This window comes from Mesorhizobium sp. WSM4806, from assembly GCF_055811635.1.
Genome location: NZ_JBVVQZ010000031.1, coordinates 1 through 14,716, shown reverse-complemented (window position 1 = coordinate 14,716; position 14,716 = coordinate 1). Strand labels below are relative to the sequence as shown.

The following is a 14,716-nucleotide window of genomic DNA, read 5'->3' as shown; positions in this document are numbered from 1 at the left end:
TCCCCTGCAACCTGTGGTCCCCAGTCGACACTGGCAATGCACAACGGCAATTGCAAGTGGGCTAGACGTCGATCTCCAATGTTGGCACATTTGATGCGGGGATCACCAGCCGATATGCGGTGATTAAGCGGGGGACGCATCATGGTTTCAACGACATTGGAACGGCCGGACAAGTTTCGCATCGGCAGGGTTTTCAACGACAGCTTTGCTGTCATCAGCCGCAATATCGGTCTGTACCTTGGACTCGCGCTGCTGTTCTCAGGTCTGCCGGCGACAGTTCTCCGACTCTGGACCGAATCGACCTTGAGCGGGACTGCACTGGGCGACCCGACCGCGGTGGCCGATCCTAGTATGATGTTTTGGAATTCTTCCGTCGGCATTGCCGGCGGATTAGTATCCTTTATCCTGTCGCTGCTGCTCCAGTCGGCACTCGTGCGGGCGACGATCGAGGATTTGAACGGCAAACGGCCGTCCTTTGGCGACTGCATCCAGATAGCCATCCGCTATTTGCTCCCAACCCTGGGGATCGGCCTGCTCGTAGTGCTGGGGGCGGGCCTTGCTTCATTAGCTCTGCTGGTCCCCGGAATCATATTGTGGCTTGGTTGGTCGGTGGCTATTCCAGTTCTGATACAGGAGCGCCTAGGTGTGCTCGGCAGCATGTCGCGCAGCCGCGTCCTGACCAAGGGCAGCCGCTGGGCGCTATTTGGTCTTTTCCTTATCCTTATGATCATCACGATGGTCATTCAGTCGGTGATGGCGGCTATCGTTCTCCTGCTAGACGGAATTGTCGCCGATGTGGCGGCAACCATGCTGTCGACCGTGGTTTCTATGGTGCTGTCGGTAGCCACGGCGGTCAGCTATGTCGAACTGCGTCAGGTCCAGGAAGGCACCAGCGTCGACGAACTGGCGGAAATCTTCTCATAGCGGCAAGGCCGCGTTCATCGCATCAGGATCCGCCTGGACTGGACGGGTTACATCATGTCTTCAACGACACTGGAACGACCGGACAAGTTTCGCATCGGCAGGGTTTTCAACGACAGCTTGCCGTCATCGGCCGTAACGCCGTTCAGGCGTCACTGGTGCGCGCCACCATCGAGGACCTGAACGGCAAGCAGCCTTCGTTCGGTGACTGCATCGCGAGAGCAGTCTCCTTCCTCCTGCCGACGTTCGCCATTGCCCTGTTGGTTGGTTTAGGCGTGGGCCTCGGTTTTATCCTGCTGATTGTGCCTGGCATCATGTTGGCGCTCCGTTGGTCGGTCGCGGTGCCGGCACTGGTGCAAGAGCGGCTCGGCGTATTCGGCTCGATGGCCCGCAGCCACGATCTGACCAAGGGAAGCCGCTGGGCGCTGTTCGGCCTGTTCATTATCCTGATCATTATCGCCATTGCCATCGAGTTGGCGCTCGGCACTGCAACCGCGCTGTTTGGAGGGGGGATAGTGGGTGCGGTGGTGGATGCATTGGTGACGAGTGTAACGTCTATGGTGATGTCGATCGCCACCGCAGTCAGCTATGTCGAGCTGCGGCAGGTTAGGGAAGGCACCAGCGTCGACGAACTGGCGGAGATCTTCTCCTGACGCGAGAGGTCGCCTACCACATCATGAACGAACCGATCCGCGTCGGAGACCTTGCCGGCGCTCACGTCGGCGATTGCCTGATCGACGATGGCCGCGCCCTCTCTCCCGGATGTCCACAACGATTACCCGGTGCTGCTGTCGGAAATGACCCCGACGAGCCGAGCGACCTGTTCGGGATGCTGCTCAGGGCGGCATCGGCGAAGACTGCGCAGCCGGCGTTGTAGTGCCGGCGGGTAGCATTCCCGGCGGCAGGGGTGACAGCAGCAGACAAATCCCGTATATTCACATAAAGATGTCTTTATGTCGCTTAAGCGCGACCGTCGCCCTGAGGACGAAATATGTCGCAAAACCCATCGTCGTTGGACGACCTGTTCGGCCCCGTCGCGGCCAAGCCCGACGGTTCGGAAGTGCTTGCTGCGCTGACGGCGGCGGCGCGCGAACGCATCCTCATCCTCGATGGCGCCATGGGCACGCAGATCCAGGGCCTGGGCTTCGACGAGAACCATTTCCGTGGCGACAAATTCGCCGAGTGCGCCTGCCACCAGCAGGGCAACAACGACCTGCTGATCCTGACGCAGCCCAAGGCGATCGAGGAGATTCACTATCAATACGCCATCGCCGGGGCGGACATTCTTGAAACCAACACCTTCTCCTCGACCTCCATCGCCCAGGCGGATTATGGCATGGAGGACGCGGTCTACGCTCTGAACCGCGACGGTGCACGGCTGGTGCGCAGGGCAGCGGCAAGGGCCGAGCAGGAGGACGGCAAGCGTCGTTTCGTCGCCGGTGCGCTGGGACCGACCAACCGCACCGCCTCGATGTCGCCCGACGTCAACAATCCCGGCTACCGCGCCGTGACATTCGACGACTTGCGCCTTGCCTATGGCGAGCAGCTGCGCGGTCTCATTGACGGCGGTGCCGACATCATTCTGATCGAGACCATTTTTGATACGCTGAATGCCAAGGCGGCAATCTTCGCCTGCAACGAGATCTTCATCGAGAAGGGCGTGCATCTGCCGGTGATGATGTCCGGCACGATCACCGACCTGTCCGGCCGCACGCTGTCGGGCCAGACGCCGACGGCTTTCTGGCATTCGGTCCGCCACGCCAACCCGTTCACGATAGGCCTCAATTGCGCGCTGGGCGCCAAAGCCATGCGCGCGCATCTGGACGAAATATCCGGCGTCGCCGACACCTTTGTTTGCGCCTATCCGAATGCCGGCCTGCCCAACGAATTCGGCCAATATGACGAAAGCCCGGAGTTCATGGCTGCGCAGATCGAGGATTTCGCGTGCGACGGCCTGGTCAATATCGTCGGTGGCTGCTGCGGCTCGACGCCCGACCACATCCGCGCCATCGCACAGGCCGTGAAGAAATATCCGCCGCGCGCTGTTCCCGACATCGAGCCGCAGATGCGCCTTTCGGGGCTCGAGCCGTTCACGCTGACCGACGAGATTCCGTTCGTCAATGTCGGCGAGCGCACCAATGTCACCGGCTCGGCGAAATTCAGGAAGCTGATCACCGCGGGCGACTATGCCGCGGCGCTCGAAATCGCCCGCGACCAGGTCGCCAACGGCGCGCAGATCATCGACATCAACATGGACGAAGGCCTGATCGATTCGAAGCAGGCAATGGTCTGTTATCTCAACCTGATCGCCGCCGAGCCGGACATCGCCCGCGTTCCCGTAATGATCGACAGTTCCAAATGGGAGATCATCGAAGCCGGCCTGAAATGCGTGCAGGGCAAGCCGCTGGTCAATTCCATCTCGATGAAGGAGGGCGAGGAGGCTTTTCTGCATCATGCGAAGCTCGTCCGCGCGTATGGCGCGGCGGTGGTCGTCATGGCCTTCGATGAGGACGGCCAGGCCGACACCCAGGCGCGCAAGGTCGAAATCTGCACCCGCGCCTACAGACTTTTGACCGAGCAGGCCGGATTCCCGCCCGAGGACATCGTTTTCGATCCGAACATCTTCGCCATCGCCACCGGCATCGACGAGCATAACAATTACGGCGTCGACTTCATCGAAGCCGCTAGGCAGATCACCGCGACGCTTCCGCATGTCCACATATCGGGCGGCGTGTCGAACCTCTCCTTCTCGTTTCGCGGCAACGAGCCGGTGCGCGAGGCCATGCATGCCGTGTTCCTCTACCATGCCATCCAGGCCGGCATGGACATGGGCATCGTCAACGCCGGACAGCTTGCCGTCTATGACACCATCGATCCCGAACTGCGCGAAGTCTGCGAGGACGTCGTCAACAATCGTCAGCCGAAGGGCGGCGGCAGCGCGACCGAACGCCTGCTGGAACTCGCCGAACGTTTTAGGGGCACGGCGGGCAAGGAAGCGCAGGAACGCGATCTCGCCTGGCGCGACTGGCCGGTCGAGCAGCGCATTTCGCACGCACTGGTCAACGGCATCACCGAATTCATCGACCAGGACACGGACGAGGCGCGGCGCGCCGCCGAGCGTCCGCTGCATGTCATCGAAGGTCCTCTGATGGACGGCATGAATGTCGTCGGCGATCTGTTCGGCGCGGGAAAGATGTTCCTGCCGCAAGTGGTGAAATCCGCTCGCGTCATGAAACAGGCCGTCGCCGGCCTGCTGCCGCACATGGAGGCGGAGAAGCTGGCGAATGCCGCCAAAGGCGTCGACACCGGTGAACGCCAGACCGCCGGCAAGATACTGATGGCGACGGTGAAGGGCGATGTCCACGACATCGGCAAGAACATCGTCGGCGTGGTTCTGGCCTGCAACAATTACGAGATCATCGACCTCGGCGTCATGGTGCCGGCGGCAAAGATCCTGCAGACGGCGCGCGAGCAAAAGGTCGACATCATCGGCCTGTCCGGCCTGATCACGCCCTCGCTCGACGAGATGGCGCACATGGCCGCCGAGATGGAGCGCGAGGGTTTTGACATTCCGCTGTTGATCGGCGGTGCTACGACCAGCCGCGTGCATACCGCAGTAAAGATCCATCCGCGCTATATCAGTGGCCAGACCGTCTATGTCGCCGATGCCAGCCGCGCGGTCGGCGTGGTGTCGGCACTTCTGTCGAACGAGACCAGGGGCGGTTATGTCGACAACGTTCGCGCCGAATACAAGAAGGTCGCCGATGCGCACGCGCGCAGCGAAGCCGACAAGCAGCGCCTGCCGCTGGCCAAGGCGCGGGCCAACGCCCACAGGATCGACTGGTCGGCCTACGCGCCGCCAAAACCGTCCTTCCTCGGCCTGAAAACCTTCGAAGCCTGGGATCTGGCCGAGCTCGCGCGCTATATCGACTGGACGCCGTTCTTCCAGACCTGGGAGCTGAAGGGTCGCTATCCCAAAATCCTAGACGACGAGGCGCAAGGGCCGGCGGCACGCCAGCTCTTCGACGACGCCCAGGCGATGCTGGCCAAGATCATTGCGGAAAAATGGTTCGCGCCAAAGGGCGTCATCGGCTTCTGGCCGGCAAATACCGTCGGCGACGACATCAGGCTGTTCACCGACGATGCTAGGTCGCAGGAGCTGGCGACCTTCTTCACGCTGCGCCAGCAGCTGACCAAGCGCGACGGCAAGGCGAACGTCGCGCTGTCGGATTTCGTCGCGCCGTTGGACAGCGGCAAGGCCGACTATCTCGGCGGCTTCATCGTCACCGCCGGCATCGAGGAAGCGGCGATCGCCGAGCGCTTCGAACGTGCCAATGACGACTACTCGTCGATCATGGTCAAGGCGCTGGCCGACCGTTTCGCCGAAGCCTTCGCCGAACGCCTGCACGAGAAGGTGCGCAAGGAGTTCTGGGCCTATGCGCCGGATGAGGATCTGGCGCCGGACGAGCTGATCGGCGAACCCTATCGCGGTATTCGCCCGGCGCCCGGTTATCCGGCGCAGCCCGACCACACCGAGAAAGCGACGCTTTTTCGACTGCTCGACGGCGAGCGCAACGCCGGCGTCAGCCTGACCGAGAGCTTTGCGATGTGGCCGGGCTCCTCCGTGTCGGGTATCTACCTGTCGCACCCCGAAAGCTATTACTTCGGCGTGGCCAAGGTCGAGCGCGACCAGGTCGAGGACTATGCGCGCCGCAAGGCCATGCCGCTAGCCGAGGTCGAGCGCTGGCTCGGCCCTATACTCAACTATGTGCCGACCCCCTTCGCCGAAGCCGCGCAGTAAGGCAGCAGCTTTGACCTGACATCGCGGTCGATGACCAGGTGAATCGCTTCGAGAGCAACGGCCTGGCCCACTCATCATGCGATGAAAGGAGAGGCTTGCCGAATTCGCTGACCAATCGATCAGCCCCGGTGGTGCATCGTACCGCCACGGATTGACGCGCGACACTTTAGCTGCAAGGTATATTAACGTCCTGTTTACCATATATATTGGTCTCGGCAGGGACTTGAGGGGGCAATTTGGAACCGTTTCTGGGCGCGAACCGCCTTAATTGGGATGATCGAGCCGAGCTGCATTCGACCGACACAACGGGCAGCTACCACATAGAAAATGTACTGGCTGGCGGATCCAATCTCTATGAGCTGGAAACGCGCGAGGTCGGTGACATTGTCGGCAAGGATATCGTCCATCTGCAATGCCATATCGGGCTCGACACAATCAGCTTGAAGAATCTGGGCGCGGGCAGCGTGACCGGCCTCGACTTTTCACCGACGGCGATCGCAGCGGCGCGGGATTTCGCTGCAAAGGCAGGCACTGACGTGCGCTTCGTGGAGGCGCCACTGTTCGAGGCAGTCGAAGCGCTTGGCCGGACCTTTGACATCGCTTACGTTACCTGGGGTTCGGTAAACTGGCTTGACGACGTGTTCCGCTGGGCGCGGGTGGTTGCCGATCTCCTGCGGCCCGGCGGCCGGCTCTATCTCGCCGAGGGCCATCCGTTGATGTTCCAGTGTGACCGCAAGGCTGCGGCGCTGGAGTTCAAGCATGACTGGCGAACGCCAATAGCTCGACCACTCGCATGGAACGAAGAACTCACCTATACCGGCGACGACCGCATCTTGAAACATCCGCGCTACTATGAGTGGATTCATCCGGTCAGCGACGTGGTGAACGCGCTGATTTCAGCTGGGCTGACGCTGGATTTTCTCAATGAGCATGACACGGTTTCGTGGCAGCACTTTTCATTTGCCGTGAGGGCCGGCAAGGATATGTACGGCTTGCCAGAGAACTCTCCCAAGATTCCAATGGCCTATTCCATTGGCGCGACGAAGCGTAGCGTCGGCAAGATACCCTACCTGGTTACCGCCAAGGCGATTGAGGGCCACTAATGCATGTCGCGCAAAAGCATGCCATCGGGCTTGAACCGAGGGTGTGCGGCGGTTTTGCAGTAACGACATGCATAAAACAAAACTTGAAGCGCGCATGAATCCATTCAGCCGCGACGCGCTTTAAGTCGTCAGCCGGAGCCGCAGGTCCGTGTCAGCCACTCCGGCCACCTCAGGCGGTTGGAGGGTGCAAAATTTTTTAGGACCCGTGAAGGTCAAAATTAAACATTGATAGCTAATATACCTTGGTCGGGTTGGCCCAGAACCTGAATAGTATCTGAGGAATCGCCTATTGGCTCCTTTCCGCGCTAGGTTCGGCGGTATCAAGAAGGCCGTTTTCTCGTCGGCAAATATCCCGGCGGCAATGGCGGTGATCGTTATTGCCGTTGGCACAGCGTTCGCGGACCACCAGAACAAAGTCGTCTCGGATCAAGCCGCCCGAGCGGATGTCCTGGCCAAGGTCAATCTTATCCGCGCCAAGCTTGAAGGCAACATCAACGGAAACCTTCAACTGGTGCAGGGACTGGTCGCGGCGGTCGTGACTGAGCCCTATATGGGACAGCAACGCTTCGCCTCGCTGGCGAGCAACCTGTTTGGCAGGGGCTCGCAATTGAAGAATATTGCCGGCGCGCCCGATCTGGTCATTTCTCTGATGTACCCGATGAATGGCAACGACAAGGCGATAGGCCTCGATTACCGCAAGGACGAGCGGCAGCGTCTGGCCGCGCTCAGGGCGCGAGACAAGCGCGAGCTAATTCTTGCCGGTCCCGTCGACTTGAGGCAGGGAGGGCAAGGCTTCGTCGGCCGTATTCCCGTCTTTGTACGCAGTGCGGGCAACACCGAAAGGTTCTGGGGCATCATTTCGGCCGTCGTCGACGTTCAGCGCCTCTATAAGGCGAGCGGCCTGCTTGACGATGATCTCGGGATTGACATAGCGCTGATCGGTAAGGACGCTCTCGGTCCAACCGGAGAGCAATTCTTCGGCAATGAGCGCGTCGCCAAAAGCAATCCGGTGACAGCCGACGTTCTGCTCCCGTCCGGTTCGTGGCGGATCGCAGCCATTCCCAAAAACGGCTGGCCTTCGACGCCCGACAACGCGTGGTTCTTGCGCGCCATCATGGCGGTGGCCGGGGCATTGGTTGTGATCCCATTCCTGGTGACCGGTCGCCTGATTGGCGAGAGACAGCGCAACTATGCGGAACTGAGTCGATTGTCGAGACGCCTGGAACTCGCTCTGGAAGCGTCGGCTATTGGCGTTTGGGAACACGATCTCGCGACCAACGAACTGACGTGGGACGACCGCGTCAATGAAATATACGGCAAACCAGCTGGGGAGGGCCGCGGCTACCTGGACTGGGCGGGAGCAATCCACCCGGATGATTTGGCTGGCGCCAACGCCGATTTCGACCGCGCGATGGTCGACGGCGGGCCATATTTGTCGGAATACCGGATTATTCGGCCGGATGGCGAGATACGCCATGTCCGATCCAAGGCGATAATTTACCGGGCCGCAGACGACACCCCAAAAATGATTGGCGCCGAATGGGATGTGACAGCCGATGTCCTGTTGAACAAGGACCTGGTACGCGCAAAACAGCTTTCCGAGTCGAAAAATGCAGAACTCGAGTCGGCCAAGGCGCGCATAGAGCACATTGCGCTCCACGATTCGCTGACCGGTTTGCCCAACCGGCGTTACCTCGACCAGGTGCTGGAAGACTACGCGGCAAACGCCAGGCGGACCGGCGGGTATGCCGCACTGCTCCACATAGATCTCGATCGGTTCAAGCACATTAACGATACGCTTGGCCACGCCGCAGGCGACGCAATGCTTGTTCACGCCTCGACCGTGCTCCGATCCAAGGTCGATGGCGAGGGATTCGTCGCTCGGATCGGAGGAGACGAATTCATCGTCCTGTGCGCGGTGCATGACGATATCGAGCAACTGGCGCTGCTCGCTGACCGCGTCATCAGCCAGATGCGGGAACCGGTCTACTATCAGGGCCATCGATGCCGTTTTGGCGTGAGCGTGGGAATTGCAGTCGATAACGGAAAAGATGTCGAAGCCAAACACCTGCTGGTCAACGCTGACATCGCGCTTTACCGGGCAAAGAGTCGTGGGCGCAATCGATACGAGTTCTTCACCGAGGCGATGCAAAGCGAGATCGTCGAGACAAAACGGATTGCCGACGAAATTCTCGGCGGCCTTGAGCGCAACGAGTTCATTCCCTTCTACCAGCCGCAATTTGACGCAAAAACCCTTGAAATTGTTGGGGTTGAGGCGCTGGCGCGATGGCGGCATCCGGAGAAGGGCATTTTGGCGCCCGACGTCTTCCTAAGGATTGCGGAAGAATTGAATGTCGTCTCGATCATCGATCGAAACATATTAGAGCAATCGCTTTTGGATCTCGAAGGGTGGTCTGCTGCGAATCTCCATATTCCGCGGGTGTCAGTCAATGTTTCGGCACGCCGCCTTCAGGATGAGGAACTCATAAAGAGTCTTAGGGAACTAAATATCAAGAAGGGAACAGTTGCCTTCGAGCTCGTTGAGTCAATTTTCCTTGACGAAAATGATGATTTTGTTACCTGGAATCTTGAGCAGATAAAAGAGCTCGGCATTGACATAGAAATAGACGATTTTGGCACGGGCTACGCCTCTATAGTCAGCTTGCTCAAGCTGCAGCCTCGCCGGTTGAAGATAGATCGCCAATTGGTCATTCCTATTGTCAAATCGCCGCAACGAAGGCAGGTCGTCTCATCGATCATTGAAATCGGCAAATCCCTGGGTATCGAGGTCGTAGCCGAGGGTGTCGAGACGATGGAGCACGCACAGACACTCAAGAGCTTGGGCTGCGACATATTGCAGGGTTATGCCTTCGGGCATGCGTTGGATGCCGACGGACTAAAGGCATTTGTTCGATCTCGGCGTCTGCGCCCGAAACGGGTTTTGGATGAACCGCTCCGGTTGGGGAGAGTATAAGCGCATAAGCCTCACGTCACAGAGTAGCGCTTCGCTTGAGTCTTGGGATTTGGAGATTGGCCGATCACGGCAGCGAAGTTCTGGGGGCCTATGCACCCGATGAGACCTGGCCCCGGACAGCTGATCGGCGACCCCTATCTCGGCATCGGCCCGGCAACGGAGGCAGGACCAAACGCACAATGGCAGCCTTGGCGGTTGTCCAGGCAATGGCGCGGATATGTCGGCAGACGATCGATGATCTACCGGATTAACTGGTGAAACGTCCGGCTCTTCTGCAGGACGTCGTTGCCGATCGCCCGGCAATCGCAGCGGCCGGCGAAGCAGGCCGAAGTGCACTTGTCACTGACCAGGGAACGATATCGGCCCCCATGTGTTAGAAATCCATGGACACTTTGGAACCCCAGGGCCACGGGACGGTGGCCGACATTTTGACATCGGAAGTTGCCAATGCCAGGCAGCGCATCCACCGGACCGAGCTCGCGCTTCAACGTACTGAAGAAATGCTGGCCGAGAACCTCGCGTTGCGCAACAGGATACGAACTGCGGTCGAGGCCGCAGACCGCTTGGTGAAGATCGATCCCCCCAGCTTTGAAGGACGTCGCGCGGGTTGAACTGGGCCGGCGTTTCATTCGTCGCGCCCTTCAGGCCACCGGCGCCACCACTCTCGCTCCAGAACTTTGCCAACCACATCTACGTCTGGGCTGCACGCTCGCGAACAGCCGGAACCAACGGCGACCACAAGCGGTTTACCAATCGAAGGGACCGCAATGGATTCGGAATAATGGAACTTTTAGATATGGAACTGGCGCGAGCCCGACAGCGGCTTAATCGGGCCGAGCGCTCCCTTGAGCGTGCGAACGAGATGCTGGATGATGACTGCGGTGTCGGCATCAATATCGCGCTGTGCAGCAGGATACGGGCTGCGCAACAGCGCGTAATTGAGGCCAGATCGCGGTTGACGAAGATCGATCCCACTAGCGCTGACGGAGTTCGCACGGGTTGATCCGGCCCGTCGACGTGCCGCCTCGGGCATATAGGACGATCGGTTCGGCACTCCGGCGGTCGCGCACCAAGCAAGCCAACGCACTGCTTGAGGCGACGCGTTCGGTCCTAAGGCCAACCATTTTGCTTGGCGATCTCAACGAATGGCGGGTGCACAGCAGATCCTCGTTGCTGGCGCTACTGCCGCATTTTGGTCCAATTCACACCGTGCTGTCCAGTTTCCCTTCGCGATTCCCTTTGCTTGCGCTCGATTGGATCCTGGCCAAACCACCAAGTCTGATTTCCAGCCTCGAAGTGCACCATACATCGCTATCTCGGATCGCCTCCGATCATCTACCGATCATGGCACGATTAAGTCTCCAGGGGATTCGACAGCTACATTTGCAACCAGATTACCTTTGAAGGGTTCTTGCTACGATTTTGAGCGAGGCCGGGTTTCTATCGCTGAAGGGTAGAAAATTTTATGGAAGTATCCATTACGCGGATTGCACACGACAACATCAAAGCAGGCAAGAGCGGCTTGCTGCTGGTCCCGGACAATTATGACGCCTTCGCCGGGCGCGTTCTGGCGGCAAGGAGTGCCGTTCGCAGTCTCGATCTCATGTACTACCTTTGGCACGATGACCACACTGGCCGCTTGCTCTTGCAGGAAGTTTTCCGGGCCGCTGAGCGCGGTGTGCGAGTTCGCATGCTCCTTGATGACGCCAATCCGCGAAAGAACGATGCGGCCTATCTGGCCTTGAGCAATCATCCAAACATCGAGTTGAAGTTGTTTAATCCGAGCGGCGTCAGGCAACGCAGCGTCATGCGCGCTGTGGAAATTGTATTGCGACTATTTGCGTTGACCCGGAGGATGCACAACAAGGCATGGATCGCTGACGACAACGTTGCTATCGTAGGCGGGCGCAACGTTGGCGATGCCTATTTCGACGCAGCAGAAACCAATTTTCGCGACTTAGACGTGCTGCTCCTCGGTCCTGCCGTGCAGCAAACCGCCGAAATATTTGAGGCATTCTGGGCTTGCGAGGACGCGAAATCAATCAGTGTCCTGGGTCCAGCCGCGGAGAACGAGCATTCCGATTTGTTTTCGGGAAGCGATCTCGAAACCGAATCAATGCTTTTGAACGGGATCGGTGACCGAGGGTCCATCGCAGAGTTCATCGCGGCCAGCAACGACGTGCATTGGGTGGATCGAGTTCGGGTGATTTCCGATCCTCCAGAGAAGGTGAGAGGTTGGAGACGTCGCAGCTGGCTTACCAAGGAGTTGCTTCCCCTCATAAAGTCGGCGCGCAACAATCTGGAAATTGTATCTCCCTATTTCATCCCTGGCAAAAGGGGCTCCGCGGTCCTGATGGACCTCGTCAGCAATGGGGTTGACGTTTCCGTTTTGACCAATTCCTTGGCCGCTACAGACGTCGCCGCGGTTCATGGGGCTTATGCAAACTATCGCAAGCGATTGCTGAGGAATGGCGTAAGACTGTTCGAGCTCCAGCCCTTCACTCGCGGTCAGGGAATTTCGGTGTTTGGCTCCAAGGGTGCCAGTCTGCACACCAAATCGTTCACGGTTGACGACAGGGCTGGGTTCGTCGGTTCCTTCAATTTTGATCCCCGGTCAGTGTCTTTGAACTCGGAGATGGGCGTGCTCTTTGAGGATGCCGAATTAGTCGGTGAACTTCGGCGCTTTTTTCAAGCGGAGATATCACTAGAAACCAGCTATCGGCTGGAACTAAAGAACAATGTGCTGCACTGGCATGGATGCGAAGAAGGCAAAATCCAAGAATACACACACGAACCAGAGGCCGGAATTTTTCGCCGGGTTCTGGCGGCCTTGGTCCGCCACCTTCCGGTTGAGTCTCAGCTTTAGCCAGACCCACGGCGGGATCGACGCGGCGTTCTTGCCGCGAGCCGGGTACGGCATACCTGAAGAACGGCGACGTGAATGTGCCAAGCACAGCGCCCCGGGGCCGCGGTGGAAAGGCCGGGAGCATGCAGCATCCGCCCTCTGGCAATTGTCAGCTTGCTGCCGCCGATCGCGTGAAGACGATGGTGACCTTCGTCCCTTCGCTGGCGCTCGAGGCGACGTTGAACTTTGCCTTGGCGTTCTCTGTCAGCGAGCGCGCGATCAGCGCGCCGAGCTTGCCGGGCTTGGGCCATGTCTCCCCTTCCGGCAGGCCGATACCGTCGTCCGCAACTATCACCAGGCAGCCGTCGCCATCGGCGATGCTGTGCAGCTTTATCGTCCCGCCTTCACGCCCTTGGAATGCATGCTTGAGTGCATTTGTGAGCAATTCGTTCACGACCAGTCCCGTTGGCATGGCGACGTTGATCGATACCGGATAGGTATCCACCTTCATGTCGAGGCGGATCCCCTCAACTGCATGCGACCCCATCACCGCGGAGGCGATCTGGCTAAGATAAACGCCGAGATCGACCTCATCCTTCTGCTCGTCTGCCGATAGCGTCTGGTAGAGGATCGCCAGAGCGTCGACGCGGCCGGCGAGCCTCTCAAATCTTTTCTGGTCGGGCTCGGTCGCGTTACGGGTTTCTAGACGGATCAATGCGGTGATCATCTGTAAGTTGTTCTTCACCCGGTGCTGCAGTTCGCGCAACAGGGTGTCCTTCTCACGGACGCGCTCCTCCACCAAGCGCGCTTCTTCAGATTCGCCATGGGATGAGACGTCGACCAGAGCCACCAGTCGGAAGCAGTTCGTGCCGTTATCGTCCACGATGATGTTTGAATAAACGTCGACAAGAGCCGGGTTGGCCCCGACGGGCTCCAGCCGGAAAGTGCCGACGAAATCGGTTTCCTCGACCAAGGCCTCGGGCAGAGGCCGGCCCTTCTGCTGGTGGATGCCAATGCCGGAAAGTGCTCCCCAGTTTTGCCGGGTAAGCTCGGCTGCCTTCAGGCCTGACACTTTTTCGAATTCTGGATTAGCATAGACGACGCGCTCCTTCGCGCCTAAGTCCGACACGGCGATAGCGATCGGCACCTGGTCAAGAAATTTTTTGAACTGCTCGCTTTCCAGCGCGGTGGCAAGGTCCGGTGTATCGAGCAATTGCTCAACTGCCTCAGCCTTGTCTGAATCTGATGTCATCTTGGTCGCCTGTGCTTTGCGTGGGAGCCTCAGTCTCAGTCATGCACTTTGCTCGACACCGACAACGCTGGAAGCGGCTGCGCGATGTCAGGAGTAGGACGAGCCCGCGTCACGGAGCGGCAGAGCCATGGGCAACACAGGCCGTCTTGCTGAGAGTTCAGTCAACCTTGCGTCACTTTGCACGGCCACGACCTTTTTTCCAACAGCGTTGTGCCAAAATCCCGTGTCTGCCAATCGAAATTGACGATCTGCACGTCGCCGGAACTGCCGACGGAATATTTCCGCCATTTGCAATGGGCTCACCTGGCAGCGGCGGCGCCGGTGGCGGCATGCGGTGGCCAAACCGCACCCCGCATGTGCTCATCCAGGTCTGGCTGCTTCGCCGCGACACGATCGGGCGAAACGGTATGCTGCGCCGGTTCCGGCCGCTTTGGAGTTGCCCGGGTTGGCTCGCGGGACCTATCGGGTCATCGCCTGGGATACCGCGGCCGGCAGGCAAACGGGGGAATGGCAAGCGAATTCCGACATGGCTGAAACTTGATGTGCCGCCGTTCTCTGCCAATGTGGCGCTTGCCATTCGCCGAACCTGAGCAGGATGGAGACTGCGCCTGAAGGTATTCATTTGCTCGCTGATCTGACTTGTCATTGCCCAAGGTCTTTGCAACTTCGTCGCCAATGCCGATGTCAGTGATCTGCGCCAAGCGAAGTTGCGCGGAGATCTCACGAGATCTGCGCATTAGGTGTTGCGCTCGCCCGAACGCGACTGCTGGTTTGTGGCATCGGCCGATCCGCCCAGCGTGTCGGCGACCGTGGCACCTCG

At 59.2% G+C, this 14,716-nt stretch carries 11 protein-coding genes; 9 read left to right on the top strand and 2 right to left on the bottom strand.

The features are described 5' to 3' along the window. Positions 1-141: 141 nt before the first annotated feature. From AC0L2M_RS32360 to AC0L2M_RS32330, 7 genes are all read left to right on the top strand, one after another. Entirely contained in the window at positions 142-924 is a 783-nt protein-coding gene (locus AC0L2M_RS32360) for a hypothetical protein (RefSeq protein ID WP_473536978.1), read from the top strand. A gap of 155 nt (positions 925-1,079) precedes the next feature. Then, positions 1,080-1,574, top strand: coding sequence for a glycerophosphoryl diester phosphodiesterase membrane domain-containing protein (locus AC0L2M_RS32355; protein ID WP_128170268.1), 495 nt, complete (start codon positions 1,080-1,082; stop codon positions 1,572-1,574). Positions 1,575-1,597: 23 nt separating this feature from the next. Continuing rightward, positions 1,598-1,798, top strand: coding sequence for a hypothetical protein (locus AC0L2M_RS32350; protein WP_023803189.1), 201 nt, complete (start codon positions 1,598-1,600; stop codon positions 1,796-1,798). A gap of 114 nt (positions 1,799-1,912) precedes the next feature. After that, a complete protein-coding gene (metH, locus tag AC0L2M_RS32345) occupies positions 1,913-5,722 on the top strand; it encodes a methionine synthase (protein ID WP_473536976.1) in 3,810 nt (1,269 codons plus the stop codon). Positions 5,723-5,958: 236 nt separating this feature from the next. Beyond that, a complete protein-coding gene (locus AC0L2M_RS32340; RefSeq protein ID WP_023803186.1) occupies positions 5,959-6,825 on the top strand; it encodes a class I SAM-dependent methyltransferase in 867 nt (288 codons plus the stop codon). 361 nt (positions 6,826-7,186) lie between these two features. Further along, entirely contained in the window at positions 7,187-9,799 is a 2,613-nt protein-coding gene (locus AC0L2M_RS32335; protein WP_287239645.1) for a bifunctional diguanylate cyclase/phosphodiesterase, read from the top strand. Between the two features lie 416 nt (positions 9,800-10,215). Beyond that, the gene (locus AC0L2M_RS32330; protein ID WP_031256726.1) at positions 10,216-10,410 is read left to right on the top strand and encodes a hypothetical protein; all 195 of its coding nucleotides are present in this window, start codon (positions 10,216-10,218) and stop codon (positions 10,408-10,410) included. A gap of 179 nt (positions 10,411-10,589) precedes the next feature. Here AC0L2M_RS32330 and AC0L2M_RS32325 read toward each other — a convergent pair whose 3' ends face one another. After that, a complete protein-coding gene (locus AC0L2M_RS32325; protein WP_287174308.1) occupies positions 10,590-10,832 on the bottom strand; it encodes a hypothetical protein in 243 nt (80 codons plus the stop codon). Here AC0L2M_RS32325 and AC0L2M_RS32320 point away from each other — a divergent pair. Beyond that, complete coding sequence (locus tag AC0L2M_RS32320) at positions 10,817-11,203, top strand: endonuclease/exonuclease/phosphatase family protein (protein ID WP_473536990.1); 387 nt, start codon at positions 10,817-10,819, stop codon at positions 11,201-11,203. The genes AC0L2M_RS32325 and AC0L2M_RS32320 overlap by 16 nt on opposite strands. 61 nt (positions 11,204-11,264) lie before the next feature. Beyond that, entirely contained in the window at positions 11,265-12,665 is a 1,401-nt protein-coding gene (locus AC0L2M_RS32315) for a phospholipase D family protein (protein ID WP_473536974.1), read from the top strand. 148 nt (positions 12,666-12,813) lie between these two features. Here AC0L2M_RS32315 and AC0L2M_RS32310 read toward each other — a convergent pair whose 3' ends face one another. After that, the gene (locus AC0L2M_RS32310) at positions 12,814-13,896 is read right to left on the bottom strand and encodes a sensor histidine kinase (protein ID WP_128170275.1); all 1,083 of its coding nucleotides are present in this window, start codon (positions 13,894-13,896) and stop codon (positions 12,814-12,816) included. Positions 13,897-14,716: the final 820 nt, after the last annotated feature.

Bases quoted from the DNA above. Each gene is read 5' to 3' on its own strand.
- metH (WP_473536976.1), top strand. From the start codon at position 1,913: ATGTCGCAAAACCCATCGTCGTTGGACGACCTGTTCGGCCCCGTCGCG.
- AC0L2M_RS32315 (WP_473536974.1), top strand. From the start codon at position 11,265: ATGGAAGTATCCATTACGCGGATTGCACACGACAACATCAAAGCAGGC.
- AC0L2M_RS32325 (WP_287174308.1), bottom strand. From the start codon at position 10,832: ATGCCCGAGGCGGCACGTCGACGGGCCGGATCAACCCGTGCGAACTCC.
- AC0L2M_RS32310 (WP_128170275.1), bottom strand. From the start codon at position 13,896: ATGACATCAGATTCAGACAAGGCTGAGGCAGTTGAGCAATTGCTCGAT.
- AC0L2M_RS32360 (WP_473536978.1), top strand. From the start codon at position 142: ATGGTTTCAACGACATTGGAACGGCCGGACAAGTTTCGCATCGGCAGG.
- AC0L2M_RS32335 (WP_287239645.1), top strand. From the start codon at position 7,187: ATGGCGGTGATCGTTATTGCCGTTGGCACAGCGTTCGCGGACCACCAG.
- AC0L2M_RS32350 (WP_023803189.1), top strand. From the start codon at position 1,598: ATGAACGAACCGATCCGCGTCGGAGACCTTGCCGGCGCTCACGTCGGC.